The organism is Clostridium tunisiense TJ, from assembly GCF_000300195.1.
In the GTDB taxonomy this organism is placed as follows: domain Bacteria; phylum Bacillota; class Clostridia; order Clostridiales; family Clostridiaceae; genus Clostridium_J; species Clostridium_J tunisiense.
In genome coordinates this window covers 85,279-102,240 of record NZ_AMQH01000011.1, presented here as the reverse complement: position 1 = coordinate 102,240, position 16,962 = coordinate 85,279, and the positions used below count along the sequence as shown (strand labels likewise).

Below are 16,962 nucleotides of genomic sequence, written 5' to 3'. Positions count from 1 at the left end.
TCTATAAAATAAAAGTAACACAAGTAAAGAAAGAAGATTTGATGCAGAATTCTACAAGATGATATATAAAGGAGAATGAAATTATGAATAGGAAAAAAATAAGAGCATCATTTATGGCTATACTTTTAAGCACAGCAGTTTTATCTGGTTGTGGTAAAAATGCAGCAACAGAGGCGAATAAACCATCACAAGAAGGTACAAAGGAAATTTCTACAACTAGCGGTGAGAGCAAAACTAACTTCATTGTCACAAAAGATATGATTTCCTATGATAAAGATGATTATTACACTGACTGGAAAAGTGAAAATCCAAACTATGTACAACTTGATGGGAATAGGGCCACCCTAAATGGAGCTGGGGTTACAATAGAGGGTAGTAAAATTACAATAAACACAGCAGGTGTATATGTTTTTAATGGTAAGTTAGATAATGGACAAGTAATTATTGATTTAAAGGATGAGGGCACTGTTAAACTAGTACTAAATGGGGCCGAGATCAATAATTCAAATAGTTCGCCAATATTTGTTAAAAAGGCAAACAAAGCTATAATTGCTTTACCAGAGGGTACCGAAAACATTATAAAAGATGGGGAAAACTATGTTTTGGAAGATTCATCAGATGAGCCCAATGCAGCAATTTTTAGTAAAGCTAATCTAATCATAAATGGGACTGGAAGCCTAACAGTCAATGGTAACTATAACAATGGAGTAACAAGTAAAGATGATTTAAAAATTACAGGAGGAAAAATAAACATCTACGCAAAAGATGATGGCATATTAGGAAAAGACATGGTAATAGTTAAAGAAGGAAATATTAAAATAGAAGCTGGTGGAGATGGATTAAAGTCTACAAATAATACTGAAGCTTCAAAGGGGTTTATAGCTATTCAAGGAGGAAACTTTGATATAAAAGCAGGGAGTGATGGAATTCAAGCAGAAACTTCAATGCTTATAGAAGATGGAAAATATACTATTACAACTGGAGGTGGTAGCACAAGTGCTCCTGAAAAAATTAAGGCAGAAGGACCTAACTCAAGGACAAAACAAGAGAGCAACACATCCACAAAAACTGCCCAAACAGAGGGACAAAGCTCTAAAGGAGTTAAAGCTACTTCAAATATCTCCATAGGTGGAGGGAGCTTTAATATAGATTCTGCAGATGACTCATTACATTCAAATAGTAGCATTAATATATTAGCTGGAGATTTCACTATAACATCTGGAGACGATGGCATACATGCAGATTCTAGCATAGAAATTAAGGATGGTAAAATTAATATAACAAAAAGTTATGAAGGAATAGAGAGCACACTTATAACCTTTGAAGGCGGAGAAACTCATGTTATAGCTAGTGATGACGGTATCAATATAGGAGGAGGAGCTGATGGTTCTTCTGTAAATGGGCGCCCAGGACAAAATAATCTAAGCTCCTCAGGTAATAATAAACTTAATATAACTGGAGGTTATATATCAGTTGACTCTAATGGAGATGGATTAGATGCCAACGGATCAATTTATATGTCAGGAGGTACAGTTGTAGTAAGTGGACCAACTGCTAACAATAATGGAGCACTTGACTATGATGGAGAGTTTGTAGTTACGGGCGGAATTTTAGTGTCAGCTGGAAGCTCTGGAATGGTTCAAGGACCTTCTGAGTCGTCAAATCAAAATTCCGTTGCTATGAGTTTTTCAACAATTCAAAAAGCAGGAACTCTATTTGCTGTGAAAGATAGCAAAGGCAATATCATAGCAACTCTTGCCCCTAAAAAGGACTATGGTACAGTAGTTATTTCCTCCCAAGATTTAAAAAAGGGGGAAGAATACATTATTTACTCAGGGGGAACCTCAACAGGAACCTTATCAGATGGACTTTATAAGGATGGCGAGTACAAGAATGGAACTCAGGTAGTAAGCTTCACTATTACAAATAGCATAACTTGGTTAAATGAATCAGGAGTTACTACTGGAAAAAGTGGAAATCCTGGAGGCAAAGGAAATCCAGGAGCTGGAGGGCCACCAAAGACAAGACCATAGAATTCATATAAAGTGCCCCATATAGAGAGCTCATTGCAAAGGACTCTTTATATGGGGTAATTACATTTCTTAAATTTATAATACACCTTTATTACGAAATTGTAAGAAAGATGTAAGAGTTATGATATATCAAATAATCCATTAAGGGATTATAATTAGTTCATAAGATATATCAAAGGAGCTGATTTTTATGAAAAAATTTATTGAAGTAATAAAGGTGATAATACTAGTACTATTTGCTGGATGTAATGAAGAAAACTTTGAAATGGTATAAGGATAGTTTAATGAAAAAATAAAAAGTTGATCAGTTAAAAGTAAAGATAATTTACAGAAAAGGATTATAGTAATGAGGAAAAAAGCAATATTAAAAAGAACTAGTAGCAAGGATAAAATTCTTACACAAATCAAGGACAAGCTATTTGTGACTGTGTAAAAACTTTAAGGAAGCTCATACTAGTTCTTTTTTTAACATCTTTATGTCAAATATTATTTTTTAATACAATATTAAATTCTGTATGCTCATTGTAGAGTGAGGTTACATGTATATGATGCTCAAGTTTTGCACATAGCTCTTTTACTAGGTAGAGGCCGAGTCCCGTAGATTTTGTATTATTCCTACCGTTATTTCCAGTGAAGCCTTTATTAAAGATTCTATTTAAATCTTCTTTTTTTATTCCACAGCCAGTATCCCTTATAGTTATTATAATAGAAGTGCTATTTTTTACACCAGTTATAGATATTGAGCCACCAGTTTCAGTATACTTTAGGGCATTATTTATTAGTTGATCAAATATAAATAAAAGCCACTTCTTATCAGATAAACAAGTATAATTAACATTTTCTAGAGTGAATTTTATTTTTTTTGAAATAAAATATTTGGAGTATCGTCTAATAACTTCTCTTAGTAGCTTTTCTATTTGCACTTCATGAATAAGAAAATCATTATGGAAATCTTCTAGTCTTGATAAGTAAAGTACTCTTTCTACAGAATTTTCAATTCTCATAATTTCATTGTCCATTTTGTCTAAAAGTTCTTCACAAGAGGGATCTTCATTTCTTTCAATTATAAGTTTTAATATAGATATAGGAATCTTTATATCATGTACCCACATATCCATGATTTCTGAATTGGTTTGAGATTTACTTTGAATTTCATTTACAGAATCCTCCCATTGTTGTTGAAAGTTTTTTAGGTAGTCAATATATAGCTTTTCTTCGTTAGTTAGTTTAAATAAATCAGTTTGGGTAAGTCTACTGACATTAATATCTTCCTTTAATGAGTTTAAAAACCTATTTTTCTTATAATAACTAATGCTTAAATAAAGGCTTAAAAATATTAAATTTGTAAGGAATATATATAATATGGTATCAAAGTAAATTTGCTGCAAGGGAGAAAAAATAATAACTAAAGAAATAAAAATTAAAAAAGAGAAATTAAAAATAAGTAGTCCAACTTTATCTTTAAGAAAATCTATAAATTTCATGTAGCCACCTTATACTACATTATTATGTAGCCTAAACCTCTCTTAGTTTCTATAAAACTACCAAGTCCAATTTCCTTTAATTTTCCTCTTAGTCTATTTATATTTACAGTCAATGTACTATCATCTACATACCAATCATTATCCCAAAGTTTCTTCATAAGCTTATCACGACTTACAATTCTACCTTTATTTTTCATCAATTCATGGAGTATTTTAAGCTCATTTTTACTTAACTCTATAGAGTGGTTTTCAAATGAAAGGATGGCAGTAGATAAATACAAGGTTACTTCATTATGGGTAATTTTATCAGAAGAAACTTCACTAAAGTTATAAGTTCTTCTTAAGATTGCATTAATTTTTGCAATTAGCACATCTATTGAAAAGGGCTTTTGTATATAATCATCTGCACCTAAATTAACTCCCATTATTATATCTAGATTAGTGCTTCTTGAAGATATGAATATTATGGGCACTTTAGAAACTTTTCTTATTTCATTGCACCAATGAAAACCATCATAAAATGGGAGATTGATATCTAATAGAACTAGCTGAGGATTAAAGGTGTTAAACTCCTCCATTATATTTTCTAGGTTATTTATTTTATAGATAGAATGACCCCACTTTGTGAGCTCCTCACTAATTTCATTTTTTAAGGTTACATCATCTTCAATTATCATTATCTTAAACATTTAGATACCTCCAAGCATATATTTAAAAAGAGTTTACTACGTTATAGCATTTAACAAATATTTGAATTCTATTAAGCAGTAAACAAGTTTTATTTAGAAATTAATCCCATAAGTAGATTAATTAAAAACCAATATAAAACACTGGTTTTCTGTAGCAAAAGGATTTATATAAAGAGCATAAGCTTTTCAAAATTTTGTTAAAATTATAAACTGGTATTGTATTCAGGTGAATTATAACACTATTTTAGAATTATAGAAATTAAAAAAGAAAAATATATAGATATATTACAAAAGTGTTATATTTATGTTATGTAATCACATCGATAAAGTACTTAGGAGTTTATATAATAGGTTTATAAGTTACAAACCTAGGAGGATATTATGGGAAATATATTAACTGTGGAAAATGTTAAAAAGGAATATGGAAAAAGAGGAACAAAGTATGAAGCGTTGAAGTGCGTTAGCTTTAGTATTGAAAAAGGCGAGTTTGTAGGAATAATGGGATCATCAGGAGCAGGTAAGTCCACATTGCTAAATATTATATCAACAATAGATGCACCAACGTCAGGAAAAGTAATTATCAATAATAAAGACTTAAGCAAATTAAATGAAGATAAAATAGCAGACTTTAGGCGTGATAACTTAGGCTTTGTGTTTCAAAACTCAAACTTGTTAGACACACTTAGCATAAAGGAAAATATAATGTTACCATTATCACTAAAAAATGAAAAACCATCTATAATTGAAAAAAGGGTTGAAGAAGTAGCTGAAGCTCTTGATATAAAGAAAATCTTAGAGAAATATCCTTATGAAGTATCCGGTGGAGAAAAGCAAAGAGGTGCTGTTTGTAGAGCTATTGTAACTAATCCAGCACTAATACTTGCAGATGAACCTACAGGAGCATTGGATTCAAAGGCTGCTAGAAACTTACTAGAAGCTTTTTCAAAACTAAATGCTGAAAGAAAGTCTACAATTCTTATGGTTACTCACGATGCAACAAGTGCTAGTTTTTGTCATAGAATATTATTTATTAAAGATGGAATCATATTTGCAGAATTAGTTAAAGGAGAAAGTAATAAAGAGTTCTACCATAAGATTTTAGATACAGTAGCTTTACTTGGAGGGTGTGATAGAAATGAACTTATTTAATGTATCACTGAAGAATGTAAAGAATAGTGCACCTAATTATATTATGTACTTTGTGTCCATAGTATTTAGTGTATTTATATTTTTTAGTTTTAAATCTATTCAATATAATGAAGCTTTAGCTGCCTTGAGTAAAAATCTCAAGGTGAGCATAAATGCAGCCTCCATAGTTTTAGCATTATTTTCATTTATGTTTATCTACTACTCAAACTTCTTTTTTGTAAATAGACGTAAAGAGGAAATTGGAACTTATAGTTTACTTGGTATGAGGAAAAAACACATAGGAAGAATATTTATTTATGAAAGCTTTATAATAGGATCTTTTGCTATAGTCTTAGGGATAATCCTAGGGTTTGTATTTACTAAAATAATAACTATGATTTTAGTAAAACTCATGGGAGAGATTCTTGTGGTGAAGATGAGTCTAAGCTTAAAGGTTGTTTTGCAAACCATAATTACTTTCTCAATTATATTTATTGCAATTGGCATTAGAAATAATATGATGATAAGAAAAAAGAAGATTATAGACTTATTTAAAGATGAAACAGAAATAACAGGTAATAAAAAGAACTTTGCTATAAAAGGATTAATTGGAATAGTATTAATTGTAATGGCATACATGCTTGCTACAAGTCAGCTGCTATTTGAGGAAAATACGCTGGCATTTGCTATTTTATTACTGATAGTACCTGGTACATTTTTATTTTTCTCCTCTGCAATATCACTTATAGTAAATATTATAAAGAAAAACAAAGGATTCTACTATAAAGGTAGAAACTTAATAGCTTATTCGGAAGTTAGTTACAAGATATCAAGCAATTCAAAAATACTAGCCACAATTGCTATACTAATAGCAACTAGCGTTACTATGTTAGGCTATACTGTATATCTTTATTATGATATAGATAGGAATATTAGGGAAAATTATAAGTTTACCTATAACATTAATGCTGAAAATGAGAAGGTTAATAAGGAACTTAATACTTTACTAGATAAAAATAGAGTCTATCATAGTGTTAAATTTGACAAAACAATAGAACTAATTTATAAAGATGCTAGTTTAGAATTAGTTAATAAGAAGAATAAAACAAGTGAGCAAAGGGAAACATTTACACACCTTATAAAAGAAAGTGATTTTCAAAATATAATGGAATATGAAGGCAAAGAGTATTCTGAGCTAAAAAAGGATACCGATATTTATTATATAAAAGAAAAAGTTGAAAATATGTTTTATGAGACATTGGAAAATAAGCCAATAGAGCTAAAAGAGGATAATAAAATTTTCAATGTAAATAAGGAATATAGTGAATTAATATTAAATATGGATTCTACTTATAACCTAGTAGTTGTTAAAGATAAGATATTTAATGAGCTGAAAAATCAAGAGAATTTATATAAATTAAGAGTAATTGATATTGATAATAAACATAAGGCGCTAGAAATGGCTAGAACTATAGAAAAGTTAGTGGAAGATAATATTAAATTTACCCATCCATTTAACTTTACATCCAATATTATAGAGTATAAGAATCTTATGCAAGTTTATGGATTACTGCTATTTATTGGCATATTCTTATCAATTGTATTTTTGCTTTGCACAGGAAGCATAATTCTTTTTAAACAGCTTGCAGGAATATATGATGATAAGGAAAGATATATAATGCTTAAAAAGCTAGGAGCTAGTAATAAAGACATTAAAAAAATGTTAGCAAAACAGCTGAGACTTGTATTTATATGTCCTGTAATAGTTGGAACAGTGCATAATTTATTTGCAATGTCTATTGCTCAAAAGATTATACAAAGCCCAATTTTAATACCAATTCTTATAACTCTAGGAGTTTATTATGTAGGATATTTTATGTATTACTTTATAACTTTAAAGTATGCAAATGATATGTTATCAAGGTAAGAATACCTCTGTTATAAAGGGCATATTTACAAATTTAATAGCAAATAAAGCCATAAATAAGTTATTTCTAGCTTATCTATGGCTTTGTTACTATCTTAGGTTTTTATGAATTATACAATAGCTTTTCACTATTTTCACTACTGTTATTACTGTTTTTTAGAGAGGTATAAATAAGTTTATAAAAAAATTAGGCTATTTAGTGTCTATACAAATTATAAGTTGTCTCTAAATAGTTAAATTTATAGCCAATCCATTTGCTAACATTTATAGCAGGTATATTGTCAGGATGATGACATACAAGGGCTTTTTCAAAATTAACGGTTTCAAATAATTTTTTATACATGGAAGCATAAAGCCACTTTCCGAGGTTTCTTCCTCTGTAAGGTCTCTTAACCCCAATCATAAATTGGTAAGGAAAGCGAGAATCATTGTTGTTTACAGATACATTTGATTTAGCAACCAGCTCATTATTTGAGTTAAAAATCATATAGCAAAAATGAGAAAGATTCCTTTTCTTATTAGATTCATTAATTTGCCTTTGCTTTTCAGGAGTTATAACATATTGAACATAACCATCTTCCTTAACATCTGTCATGTCTTCCATAGTTTCCATAAATAAATTACAATACTCTTCAATTAAATTCTCAGAAATAATATCTGTAAATCTAATAGATAAATCTGAGTTTTTTATTTCTTGTTCTGCTATGTATTTACTTAGCGAAGATATATCAATATCACTCTTATTTAAAGTATAATAATTACCTCGTAAAGCTACCTTATAAGTATGTTTTTCTATTGTTTGTTGAAGCTCATTATTGTAAGTAACTACTGAAAGTTCATTGTACTTATCTAGCTTATTCTTAATTACTTCGCCAATAAAACTTACTAAAGTTTCATCAGTTACTATATCACATAAAGAGATTGTTAACTTATGCTGTTCATTACCATTCCAATCAAAAGTTTTAATTAATGTTAAAATTCCACATGCTTTAGAATCTTTTTCTATAAGAAGCAGTTGGGTATCAATATTAGTAAAGGATGACAAAAATAAATTTTTATAGTCATCAACATTATTTAAACGATGTAGAAAGTTATATTTGTTCTCTAAAGCTACATTTATTGAATATAGATTTTTAATTTCATTTTCTGTTAAATTATTTGGATTAATTTCATAGATTTTATACATAAGATTTACCCCCTTTAAAATTCCCTCAGGTTTTCCCCAATATAAATTATATCATTAATTATTAGGTTAAAAGGCTAAAAGTTAGTGATTACCAGAAGTTTAAATAGTAAAACTTATAGTTATTATTTAAAAGTACAGAAAAAGCTGTAAGGCTTTAGATTATAAAAGCTCCCTAAAAATAGTAACTAATACTAAAATCCAATATCTGTCCAATAAAAAGTCATGTTAGTCACATAGGAATGAACTTTACAGCTTAAAATACATACATTAGACAAGGCATATCTAAACAGGGAACCAAGGTAAGGTTTCAATTCAAGTGAAACTACATCGATTCCCTGGAAGCTTTGTAAGGTAATGCAGAAATTTTTATTTTAGCATACTAGCAATTTATCTTTTCTTCCCACCATGAGAAATTGACTGTAGCGCTAGCAGGCTCATTAGGAGCTTCGGGATTGGATAGGAATATTATAAATGATCCCCCAGGAGGGAAAATAAACTTTCCAACTTCCACATCCCCTATTGTAACTTCGGACTGAGCTCTTCTAACAAAGGCTTTCACTCCACCTACAGGTTCACCAATAACATTACTTGCTTGAAATAATAATATTTTAGTTTTGGGTGGAGGACAAAGAGCTGTATTACCAGGAACTACAGTTGAAACCATTGTTGGTTGGCCTGGGGGATTACTATTAAACCATATTTGAGCCCTTATTGGTGATGGACCAGTATTGGAAACCTGCCAAGAATAAACAAACAAATTGACGCCAGAATTAATGGGGTTGTACAATGCTGCCCATGCACTCCTACCATTACCAAACTCTAAATTACTTGTAGAGCCTAAAAAATATTTTCCTTGAAGTGATAAATAAAGATCATAAGGCATGGAAGCTACTTGGGTAATTGGATTTGGCAAAACAATAGAATTATTATAGCTATTACAGCAATTCATTCTCTAAACATCTCCTACTTTTTTTGTTTTTAACAACAGATTCTTCACTCCAGCCAAAAGCTATTCGTCCCATGCCAACTTCACTCGGTTCTTCATTATTGGATAAAGTAATAACAAAGGAGCCCCCAGGAGGGATAATAAACTTACCTTGTTCATCACTAGCAATTGTAACTTCTGGAATTACTCTTTGTACAAATACATTGTTGCCACCAACAGGTTCTCCAATGACATTACTTGCTTGAAGCAGTTTTATTTTTGGTACTGGTAATGGGCAAAGCGCTGTATTTGCAGGTGTAACTAATTCTGATTCTGTAGGAATTCCAGGTGGAATTGTATTAAACCAAACTTTTGCAATTAAGGGTGATGAACCAATATTTGTAACAGTCCAAACCTGAACAAAAAGATTAACTCCTGAATTAATGGGATTTATTAATCCAGCCCATGCAATTCTTCCATTACCGAACTCTAAATCATCTGCATAACCTACAAAGTATTTTCCTTGAAGTGATAAATATAGATCATAGGGCAAATCAGCCACTTGAGTTATAGGATTAGGCAAAGTAATTGAGTTATTATAATTATTACATCCTTCTATTTTAATCACATCTCCATTAAAAAGCTTTATTTTAGGAAGAATCTCTTCCTAGTTACATAATATGTAAAGTCCTAGAAGTTTGTGTAGAACCAGTTCTCACCTAAGCTGTTTCTCCTCAAAAGATAGACAAGGTTAACATACTATAAGCATCAAGTTAATTCTTAATATCAACAAATTTTCATACTTAAGAATGTATAAAGTTTTGAGCTAATTCAGGAACAGATTTTAAAAAGCATTGTAAACCTAGTAAAAATTTATGGTTGACAATAGCGACTAGATTTAATATATTGATAAAGTAAGGTAAATATTGTTAGAGAGGTGTATTAATTGAAAAATACAAGAGATTTGATTTTAGTAGCCATGTTTGCTGCATTAACAGCAGTTGGGGCCTTTATTAAAATACCAATACCCTATGTACCCTTTACCCTTCAATTTCTTTTTTGTGCTTTAGCAGGTGTGATTTTAGGATCAAAATTAGGAGCTATGTCACAAATTGTTTATGTAGCAATTGGGCTTTTGGGTGTACCTGTGTTTACAGAAGGTGGTGGCTTTAGTTATATTTTTAAGCCTACCTTTGGATATCTCATAGGATTTATTGTAGCAGCTTATGTTATAGGTAAAATAAGAGAGAGCCTTAAAGAACTAACTTTTATTAAGGCAATATTTATGACCATAGCAGGCCTATTTTTTGTATACTTGTTTGGCGTTATATATTTATATATTAGCTATAACTTCTATCTAGGAAAGAATATTTCTTTATACTTTGCATTTTTTTATGGCTTCGTAGTTTGTGTAGCTGGAGATCTTTTACTAGTAATATTTACAGCTTATATATCAATAAAAGTATTACCTGTATTAAACAGAAGTGGATATAGGGTTTATAAAAACGATAAAGAAGGAGTACAACATGAGAGACTTTATTAAAAAAATGGAGAAAAAAACTTTAGAAGGAGATAGTATAACCTTTGAAGAGGCTATGAAATTAGCAGGGCTTGAAGATAAAGAACATATATTGGAATTATGCAATAGTGCTAATAACATAAGGAAAACTTTTATGGGCAAGGAAGTTGATTTATGCACAATTATGAATGCAAAATCAGGACATTGTTCTGAGGATTGTAAGTTTTGTGCTCAATCGGCTCACTATAAAACTAATGCAGAAGTATATGATTTAGTTTCAAAAGAAGCAGCTTTAGAGTTAGCCAAAGAAAATGAAAATGAGGGAGTGAATAGATTTTCTCTTGTTACCAGTGGCAGAGGAGTTACAGGAGAGGATTTTCAGAAGGTTATAGAAATCTATGAAGATTTAAATAAGGAGATAAAAATAGATTTATGTGCATCCCTAGGAATATTAGATTATGAAGAGCTGATAAAACTAAGAGAAGCTGGGATAACTATGTACCATCATAATTTGGAAACCAGTAGAGACTATTATAAAAAAATTTGCACAACCCATAGCTATGATGAAAGAATAAACACTATCAATGTAGCTAAAAAGGCTGGTATGGATGTGTGCTCAGGAGGAATTATCGGCATGGGGGAAACCTTAGAGCATAGAGTGAAGTTAGCCTTTCAGTTAAGAGAGCTACAGGTTAAATCTATTCCTATAAATGTATTAAGCCCAGTTCAGGGAACACCGCTAGAAAATGCAGAAAGATTAAGTCAAGAGGATATATTAAAAACTATTGCTATCTTTAGATTTGTTAATCCAAAAGCTTTCATAAGGCTTGCAGGAGGAAGAAATCTAATTGATGAATATGGCAAGAACTGTTTTAACGCAGGGGCAAATGCTACAATTACAGGAAATTATCTTACAACATCAGGAAATAAAATATGTGATGATAAGAAACTCATAGATGAATTAAATCTAGAGGTTAGAAAAAATGGCTAAGGGTGTATTTATAGTAGGAACAGATACTGATGTAGGGAAAACTATTGTAACTGCTGGACTCATGCATTTGCTTAGAAGTAATGGATATAATGCTACTTATTTTAAAGCAGCATTAAGTGGTGCCTTAGAAGTAAGGGGCAAGCTTATTCCTGGTGACACCAAGGTTGTAAGTGAAGTGAGCAATCTAGATGAAGCCTATGAAAATATTACCCCCTTTGTGTATAAGGCAGCAGTATCACCACACCTTGCAGCAAAGCTAGAAAATAACCCTATAGATTTAAATATAGTTAAAGAGAAATATAATTACTTAAAGGAAAAATATGATTTTATAATTGCTGAAGGTAGTGGGGGGATAGTATGCCCACTAATAGATGATGAAAGAGGGGTATATACCCTTGAAAATCTTATTAAAGATTTAGGAATAGAGGTTATTATTGTTGCAAGAGCTGGCCTTGGAACAATAAACCATACAGTACTAACAGTAAGAAATATACAGGGTTTAGGAATTAAAATCAAAGGAATTATAATAAACAATTACGAGGAACAGCTGCTTTGTGATGATAATATTAAAATCATAGAAAAACTTACTAAGATACCTATAATAGGAAAACTTAAAACTATTGATAATTTAGAGGACAACATGATTGAAACTATAAAAACAAATGCTGAAAAGGCCTTTAGCCTTGGTAAAGTACTAGAATGTATGGAAGAATTAAAATAAAGGTTGAGGTGTGAATATGAAGGATTATGTTAAAAAGGATTTGAAATATATATGGCATCCCTGTGGACAAATGAAAGACTATGAAGAACTTAAGCCCATAGTTATAGAAAAGGGTGAAGGGGTTTGGCTTTACGATATTCATGGAAATAAATATTTAGACTGTATATCGTCTTGGTGGACAAATACTCTTGGACATAGTAATAAAAGAATTAATGAAGCAATAAAAAAGCAAATAGATAATATTGAACATGTTATATTTGCAAACTTTTCAAATAAACCTGCTATAGAGTTATCAGAAAAGCTTGTAAGTATAACACCAGAGAAGCTTACTAAGGTATTTTTTTCTGACAATGGATCCTCAGCGGTGGAGATAGCTTTAAAAATGAGTTTCCACTATCATGCTCAAAAGGGAAATAGTAAAAAGAAAAGGTTTGTAGCTTTAAGTGATGCATATCATGGAGAAACTTTAGGTGCATTGTCTGTATGTGATATAGATCAATTTAATATGATATATAAACCCTTACTATTAGATACCATAAGAGTAAAGGGGCCAGATTGTTACAGATGTGAATATAACTTTAATAGGGAAACCTGTAATGCAGAGTGTTTTAAGGCCATGGAAAAGTGCTTAGTAAAAAATCATGAGGACATATGTGCAGTTGTAGTTGAGCCTATGGTACAGGGTGCAGCAGGGATGAAGATTTACTCACCCATTTATTTAGGGAAGCTCCGTGAATTTTGCGACAAATACGGAGTGCATCTTATTGCAGATGAGATTGCAGTGGGCTTTGGCAGAACTGGGGAAATGTTTGCTTGCAATCATGCTGGAATAAGCCCTGACTTTATGTGCATTTCAAAGGGACTTTCTGCTGGATATATGCCTATGTCTGTGGTTTTAACAAGGGAGGAAGTATATAACTGCTTTTATGGAGATTATAAAGAGGGAAAGGCATTTCTTCATAGCCATACTTATGCAGGAAATGCCTTAGGATGTGCTATTGCCTTAGAGAACTTAAAGATATTTGAAGAAGAGAATATTATAGAGAGTAATAGAAAAAAAGGTGAGTTAATTAAAAAACTTACCTTAGAAAAGACGAAGCATTCAAAACATATTGGGGATATAAGAAGTATAGGAATGATAACAGCAATAGAAATAGTTAAAGATAAGTTTTCTAAAGAGCTCTATGATGGACACATGAGAGTAGGTTACGAGATTTATAAGATTGCACTGAAAAAGGGACTAATATTAAGACCAATTGGAAATGTGCTTTATTTTATACCACCATATGTTATTAATGAAGAGGAAATAAAGTTCATGGTAAATACCTGTTTTGATAGCATAGAGGAATATTTTGGTCAATATAAATAATAATTTTATAAAACTAGAAGTATATATGTTTCAATATTGAATATTCATCTTGATAGAAGTTGATTTGAATAAAATCTTAATTATAAATGTAGAAATTTTATTAGAACATATATATAACGAAATACCTTGAGTTTCTACGTATATACAACATTGAATTTCAAAAGAGATAGGACATATGCATAAAGCACAAACAGTGGTTTTGCATGTGTCCTTTGTTCTTAAGTTAAGTTAAGGCATCTTTAAAAAATAGATGAGTCAGTATGCTCGTCTATTTTGAGTTATACTGCGTAAACAGAACCCTTAGATAGCTCCACTATCTAAGGAACCTATCTCTTTGTCGGCACAAGCAAGCTTGTGAACACAAAATTTCCTTCACATTTTTGACTTGTTATTTATTTTCAGATGCCTAATAAAATATAATTTGATTTAGTAAGTCTTAAAAAGTCAAACAATATAGTCTGAAAAGGTACCCCAATTTTCTACTTTATTATATTTAGGAAGACTAGATTGAAAAAATACTATTATTGGAACACTATCAAGTTCTCTATGGGCATTAAAAAATTTCTGGTCACCATATCTAATAGCTTGTAGGGCCAGAGGTAATTCTCTTCTAAATATAGCATCTCTTATAGCAACATTGGTTATGACAGACTCACCGTCTACCAGTAAGTATGCGTGATAATAATAGCTTGGTCCTTTTTTTATCCACTCCCCAAGAACTTCGTCCCTTATAGAATTTATTTTGTTAAAAGCAAAATTTTCGCCAACTGTTAGAAAAAGTTCTGCAGTTGAGTCAGAATGAGTAAGGGTATAACGTCTAGGAATAATTGGCTCAGTTTCAGTAACACCTTGTGTAAATTCCACAAGTAGTTTTTCAGGATTTAATTTTCTCATATAATTCACTCCTGTATAGGATTTCTATTACAAACAGTATATGAAATAGGGTGGACTGAAGTTCACATTTCCTTAAGGCCTATAAAAAGCATGGTTTAATGAGTAGTTAAACTAATACTTGCTTATAACTTTAAAATATATAAATAATATGTTGTGAAATTAAAAAAAGTAACTATGGCGAAGAGGAGATTTATTAACTTAATTTTAAAAGGCATACAGCGTGAAGTTATTATTGCTCTGATTATTCACTGCTAAACTGTAATCTTTTTTTAATCTAAATATTACAAAACTGTTATACAAACGTTATATACTTCGATGGTTCACCCATTTTTCTTAATTTATACTATAGATATTAGTTAAGAAAAGGGAGTGATAAAATGAAGAGATTAGATGTGGTTAATTTAAACTTACTGCACTTATAGTAAGGTTAATATGATTCACTTAATATAGGGTGTTGTAACAGTAGAGTTTAACACTTAACTTATATGTGGTAAGTCATAATGGAACCAAGACAGTTCCATATGCAAGTAATGTAGATCCTTAAAATAAAAAGTTAAATAAAAAACATAGGAAAATAGGGAGAAAATCTAATGAGAGTATATTATAAGAGTATATTAGGTAAATTAATCATAGCAACTCTAAGTTTAGCTATATCATTTAGTTTTCTGAATAGTAATAATACTGCTATTGCATCAAGTAAAATTTCAAGTGTGATAAGTATAGAAGAGTTTAAAAACAAGCTAGATCAATCCGTTCCAGAACTACAAAAACATTATGGAGTGGCAGGAACAGCTATAGGGTTAATTGAGGATGGACAAGTTAAATACATATTAAATTATGGATTAGAAAACAGGAAAAAAAATAAATCAGTAAGTGAGGATACAGTGTTTCAAGCGGCATCAATATCAAAAAGTTTAACAGCTTGGGGAATTATGAAATTAGTGGAGGAAGGTAAACTATCACTTGAGGATCCTGTACAGAAATATATGAAGCGATGGCAGTTACCTGAGTCAAAGTTCATTAAGGATGAGGCAACTATCAAAGGGCTACTGAGCCATACAGCGGGATTAACAGTGCATGGATATTTAGGGACTTTGCCGGATAAAAAAGTACCAACCATAGAAGAATCATTATCAGCAAAGGGATTTATTAAGGAGCCTTTAGAAATAACTATAAAGCCTGGAAGTGAATTTAGATATTCTGGTGGAGGATATACTCTGCTACAGTTAATTATTGAAGAAGTAACAGGAGAGTCCTTTGAAGAATATATGGAAAAGGAAATATTAACACCATTAAAAATGAATAATAGTACATTTAGAAATAATTTTCTAGATGATAATATGTCTAAAGCATATGGATATTTTAATCAAGAAATTCCAAACTATAATTTTACTGAGAAAGCTGCGGCGGGACTTAAAACTACTGTTACAGATTTTTTAAAGTTTATGATAGCTACCATGGAGGGGAGAGGTTCCACTGAGAGTAATATTTTAAAAAGTGAAACAATAGAGTTAATACGCAGACCAGTGATGGCAGATTCTGCACTTGGAGTTTTTGTTAAGAAATTACCTAATGGTAGTGAACTTTTGTATCATAGTGGAGACAATAGAGGATGGCATGCTGTTTATGCACTTATTCCTGAAAAGAAGGATGGAATAGTTATATTTACAAATAGTGATAATGGGATAGATTTAAGGCAAGATGTTTATAATTATTGGTTAGAATATCAAACTAATACACTGACTACAGAAAACAATGCTATTGAGAGATATAGAAATACAAATTTAGGTATAGCAGTGTTGTTGGGTGCTGCACTTATAATGTATACTTCCATAGTTATTGTAGGAATAAAGCGAGGCACAAGAATATTCATTTGTAAAAGAGAAAACAAGTTCTTATTAGTATTATTTATAAGGCTATTTATTCGATTTTTCTTAGCTGGAATAACATATTTTATTTTATTTCAGGCAAATACACTTAAACTTCAAGGTGGCGTTAAAAATATTGCTATTACAATCTTAGTGTGGTTAATAGTTTTATTTATTAGTGGACTATTCCCGAAAGATAAGAAAAGAAAGAAAAAAGAAAGGTAGAGG

14 protein-coding genes are annotated in these 16,962 nt (G+C 30.8%); 8 read left to right on the top strand and 6 right to left on the bottom strand.

All coding sequences use genetic code 11. The annotated features are described in order from the left end of the window. Positions 1-83: 83 nt before the first annotated feature. Positions 84-2,033 carry a carbohydrate-binding domain-containing protein gene (locus C661_RS21705; RefSeq protein WP_017415269.1) on the top strand — a complete coding sequence of 650 codons (1,950 nt, stop codon included), beginning with the start codon at positions 84-86 and terminating at the stop codon, positions 2,031-2,033. A gap of 479 nt (positions 2,034-2,512) precedes the next feature. On the opposite strand, the gene C661_RS0110490 is transcribed toward C661_RS21705, so the two are convergent. Further along, positions 2,513-3,517, bottom strand: a complete 1,005-nt coding sequence (locus tag C661_RS0110490; RefSeq protein WP_017415268.1) for a sensor histidine kinase — start codon at positions 3,515-3,517, stop codon at positions 2,513-2,515. 14 nt (positions 3,518-3,531) lie between these two features. Continuing rightward, a complete protein-coding gene (locus tag C661_RS0110485) occupies positions 3,532-4,206 on the bottom strand; it encodes a response regulator transcription factor (protein WP_017415267.1) in 675 nt (224 codons plus the stop codon). A gap of 381 nt (positions 4,207-4,587) precedes the next feature. Here C661_RS0110485 and C661_RS0110480 point away from each other — a divergent pair, with 381 nt between their 5' ends. After that, on the top strand, positions 4,588-5,355 hold the full coding sequence (locus C661_RS0110480) for an ABC transporter ATP-binding protein (protein WP_017415266.1): 768 nt from the start codon (positions 4,588-4,590) through the stop codon (positions 5,353-5,355). Continuing rightward, on the top strand, positions 5,342-7,261 hold the full coding sequence (locus C661_RS0110475; protein WP_017415265.1) for an ABC transporter permease: 1,920 nt from the start codon (positions 5,342-5,344) through the stop codon (positions 7,259-7,261). The genes C661_RS0110480 and C661_RS0110475 overlap by 14 nt, the downstream gene beginning before the upstream one ends. 196 nt (positions 7,262-7,457) lie before the next feature. On the opposite strand, the gene C661_RS0110470 is transcribed toward C661_RS0110475, so the two are convergent. The 3 genes from C661_RS0110470 to C661_RS21700 all read right to left on the bottom strand — a co-directional run bounded on the left by C661_RS0110470 (position 7,458) and on the right by C661_RS21700 (position 10,000). Further along, positions 7,458-8,447 (bottom strand): GNAT family N-acetyltransferase, encoded by a 990-nt coding sequence (locus tag C661_RS0110470; protein WP_017415264.1) that lies wholly within the window; start codon positions 8,445-8,447, stop codon positions 7,458-7,460. A gap of 379 nt (positions 8,448-8,826) precedes the next feature. Continuing rightward, positions 8,827-9,396: a DUF6143 family protein gene (locus C661_RS0110465; RefSeq protein WP_017415263.1), complete on the bottom strand. Its 570-nt coding sequence runs from the start codon at positions 9,394-9,396 to the stop codon at positions 8,827-8,829. Continuing rightward, positions 9,383-10,000 (bottom strand): DUF6143 family protein, encoded by a 618-nt coding sequence (locus C661_RS21700; RefSeq protein ID WP_017415262.1) that lies wholly within the window; start codon positions 9,998-10,000, stop codon positions 9,383-9,385. The genes C661_RS0110465 and C661_RS21700 overlap by 14 nt, the downstream gene beginning before the upstream one ends. A 318-nt stretch (positions 10,001-10,318) precedes the next feature. Between C661_RS21700 and C661_RS0110455 the strand changes: the two genes are divergently transcribed. The 4 genes from C661_RS0110455 to bioA are packed head-to-tail and all read left to right on the top strand — an operon-like array spanning position 10,319 to position 13,972. Then, a complete protein-coding gene (locus tag C661_RS0110455; RefSeq protein WP_017415261.1) occupies positions 10,319-10,915 on the top strand; it encodes a biotin transporter BioY in 597 nt (198 codons plus the stop codon). After that, complete coding sequence (bioB, locus tag C661_RS0110450; RefSeq protein WP_017415260.1) at positions 10,899-11,882, top strand: biotin synthase BioB; 984 nt, start codon at positions 10,899-10,901, stop codon at positions 11,880-11,882. The genes C661_RS0110455 and bioB overlap by 17 nt, the downstream gene beginning before the upstream one ends. Next, positions 11,875-12,603, top strand: coding sequence for a dethiobiotin synthase (bioD, locus tag C661_RS0110445; protein ID WP_017415259.1), 729 nt, complete (start codon positions 11,875-11,877; stop codon positions 12,601-12,603). The genes bioB and bioD overlap by 8 nt, the downstream gene beginning before the upstream one ends. A gap of 16 nt (positions 12,604-12,619) precedes the next feature. Next, a complete protein-coding gene (gene bioA / locus C661_RS0110440; RefSeq protein ID WP_017415258.1) occupies positions 12,620-13,972 on the top strand; it encodes an adenosylmethionine--8-amino-7-oxononanoate transaminase in 1,353 nt (450 codons plus the stop codon). 444 nt (positions 13,973-14,416) lie between these two features. Here the strand turns inward: bioA and C661_RS0110435 are convergent, their stop codons facing one another. Further along, complete coding sequence (locus tag C661_RS0110435; RefSeq protein WP_017415257.1) at positions 14,417-14,866, bottom strand: staygreen family protein; 450 nt, start codon at positions 14,864-14,866, stop codon at positions 14,417-14,419. A 590-nt stretch (positions 14,867-15,456) separates the two neighbouring features. Between C661_RS0110435 and C661_RS0110430 the strand changes: the two genes are divergently transcribed. Beyond that, positions 15,457-16,959, top strand: coding sequence for a serine hydrolase domain-containing protein (locus C661_RS0110430; RefSeq protein ID WP_017415256.1), 1,503 nt, complete (start codon positions 15,457-15,459; stop codon positions 16,957-16,959). The last annotated feature ends 3 nt before the right edge of the window (positions 16,960-16,962 follow it).

Bases quoted from the DNA above. Each gene is read 5' to 3' on its own strand.
- C661_RS21705 (WP_017415269.1), top strand. From the start codon at position 84: ATGAATAGGAAAAAAATAAGAGCATCATTTATGGCTATACTTTTAAGC.
- C661_RS0110490 (WP_017415268.1), bottom strand. From the start codon at position 3,517: ATGAAATTTATAGATTTTCTTAAAGATAAAGTTGGACTACTTATTTTT.
- C661_RS0110485 (WP_017415267.1), bottom strand. From the start codon at position 4,206: ATGTTTAAGATAATGATAATTGAAGATGATGTAACCTTAAAAAATGAA.
- C661_RS0110480 (WP_017415266.1), top strand. From the start codon at position 4,588: ATGGGAAATATATTAACTGTGGAAAATGTTAAAAAGGAATATGGAAAA.
- C661_RS0110475 (WP_017415265.1), top strand. From the start codon at position 5,342: ATGAACTTATTTAATGTATCACTGAAGAATGTAAAGAATAGTGCACCT.
- C661_RS0110470 (WP_017415264.1), bottom strand. From the start codon at position 8,447: ATGTATAAAATCTATGAAATTAATCCAAATAATTTAACAGAAAATGAA.
- C661_RS0110465 (WP_017415263.1), bottom strand. From the start codon at position 9,396: ATGAATTGCTGTAATAGCTATAATAATTCTATTGTTTTGCCAAATCCA.
- bioB (WP_017415260.1), top strand. From the start codon at position 10,899: ATGAGAGACTTTATTAAAAAAATGGAGAAAAAAACTTTAGAAGGAGAT.
- bioD (WP_017415259.1), top strand. From the start codon at position 11,875: ATGGCTAAGGGTGTATTTATAGTAGGAACAGATACTGATGTAGGGAAA.
- bioA (WP_017415258.1), top strand. From the start codon at position 12,620: ATGAAGGATTATGTTAAAAAGGATTTGAAATATATATGGCATCCCTGT.
- C661_RS0110435 (WP_017415257.1), bottom strand. From the start codon at position 14,866: ATGAGAAAATTAAATCCTGAAAAACTACTTGTGGAATTTACACAAGGT.
- C661_RS0110430 (WP_017415256.1), top strand. From the start codon at position 15,457: ATGAGAGTATATTATAAGAGTATATTAGGTAAATTAATCATAGCAACT.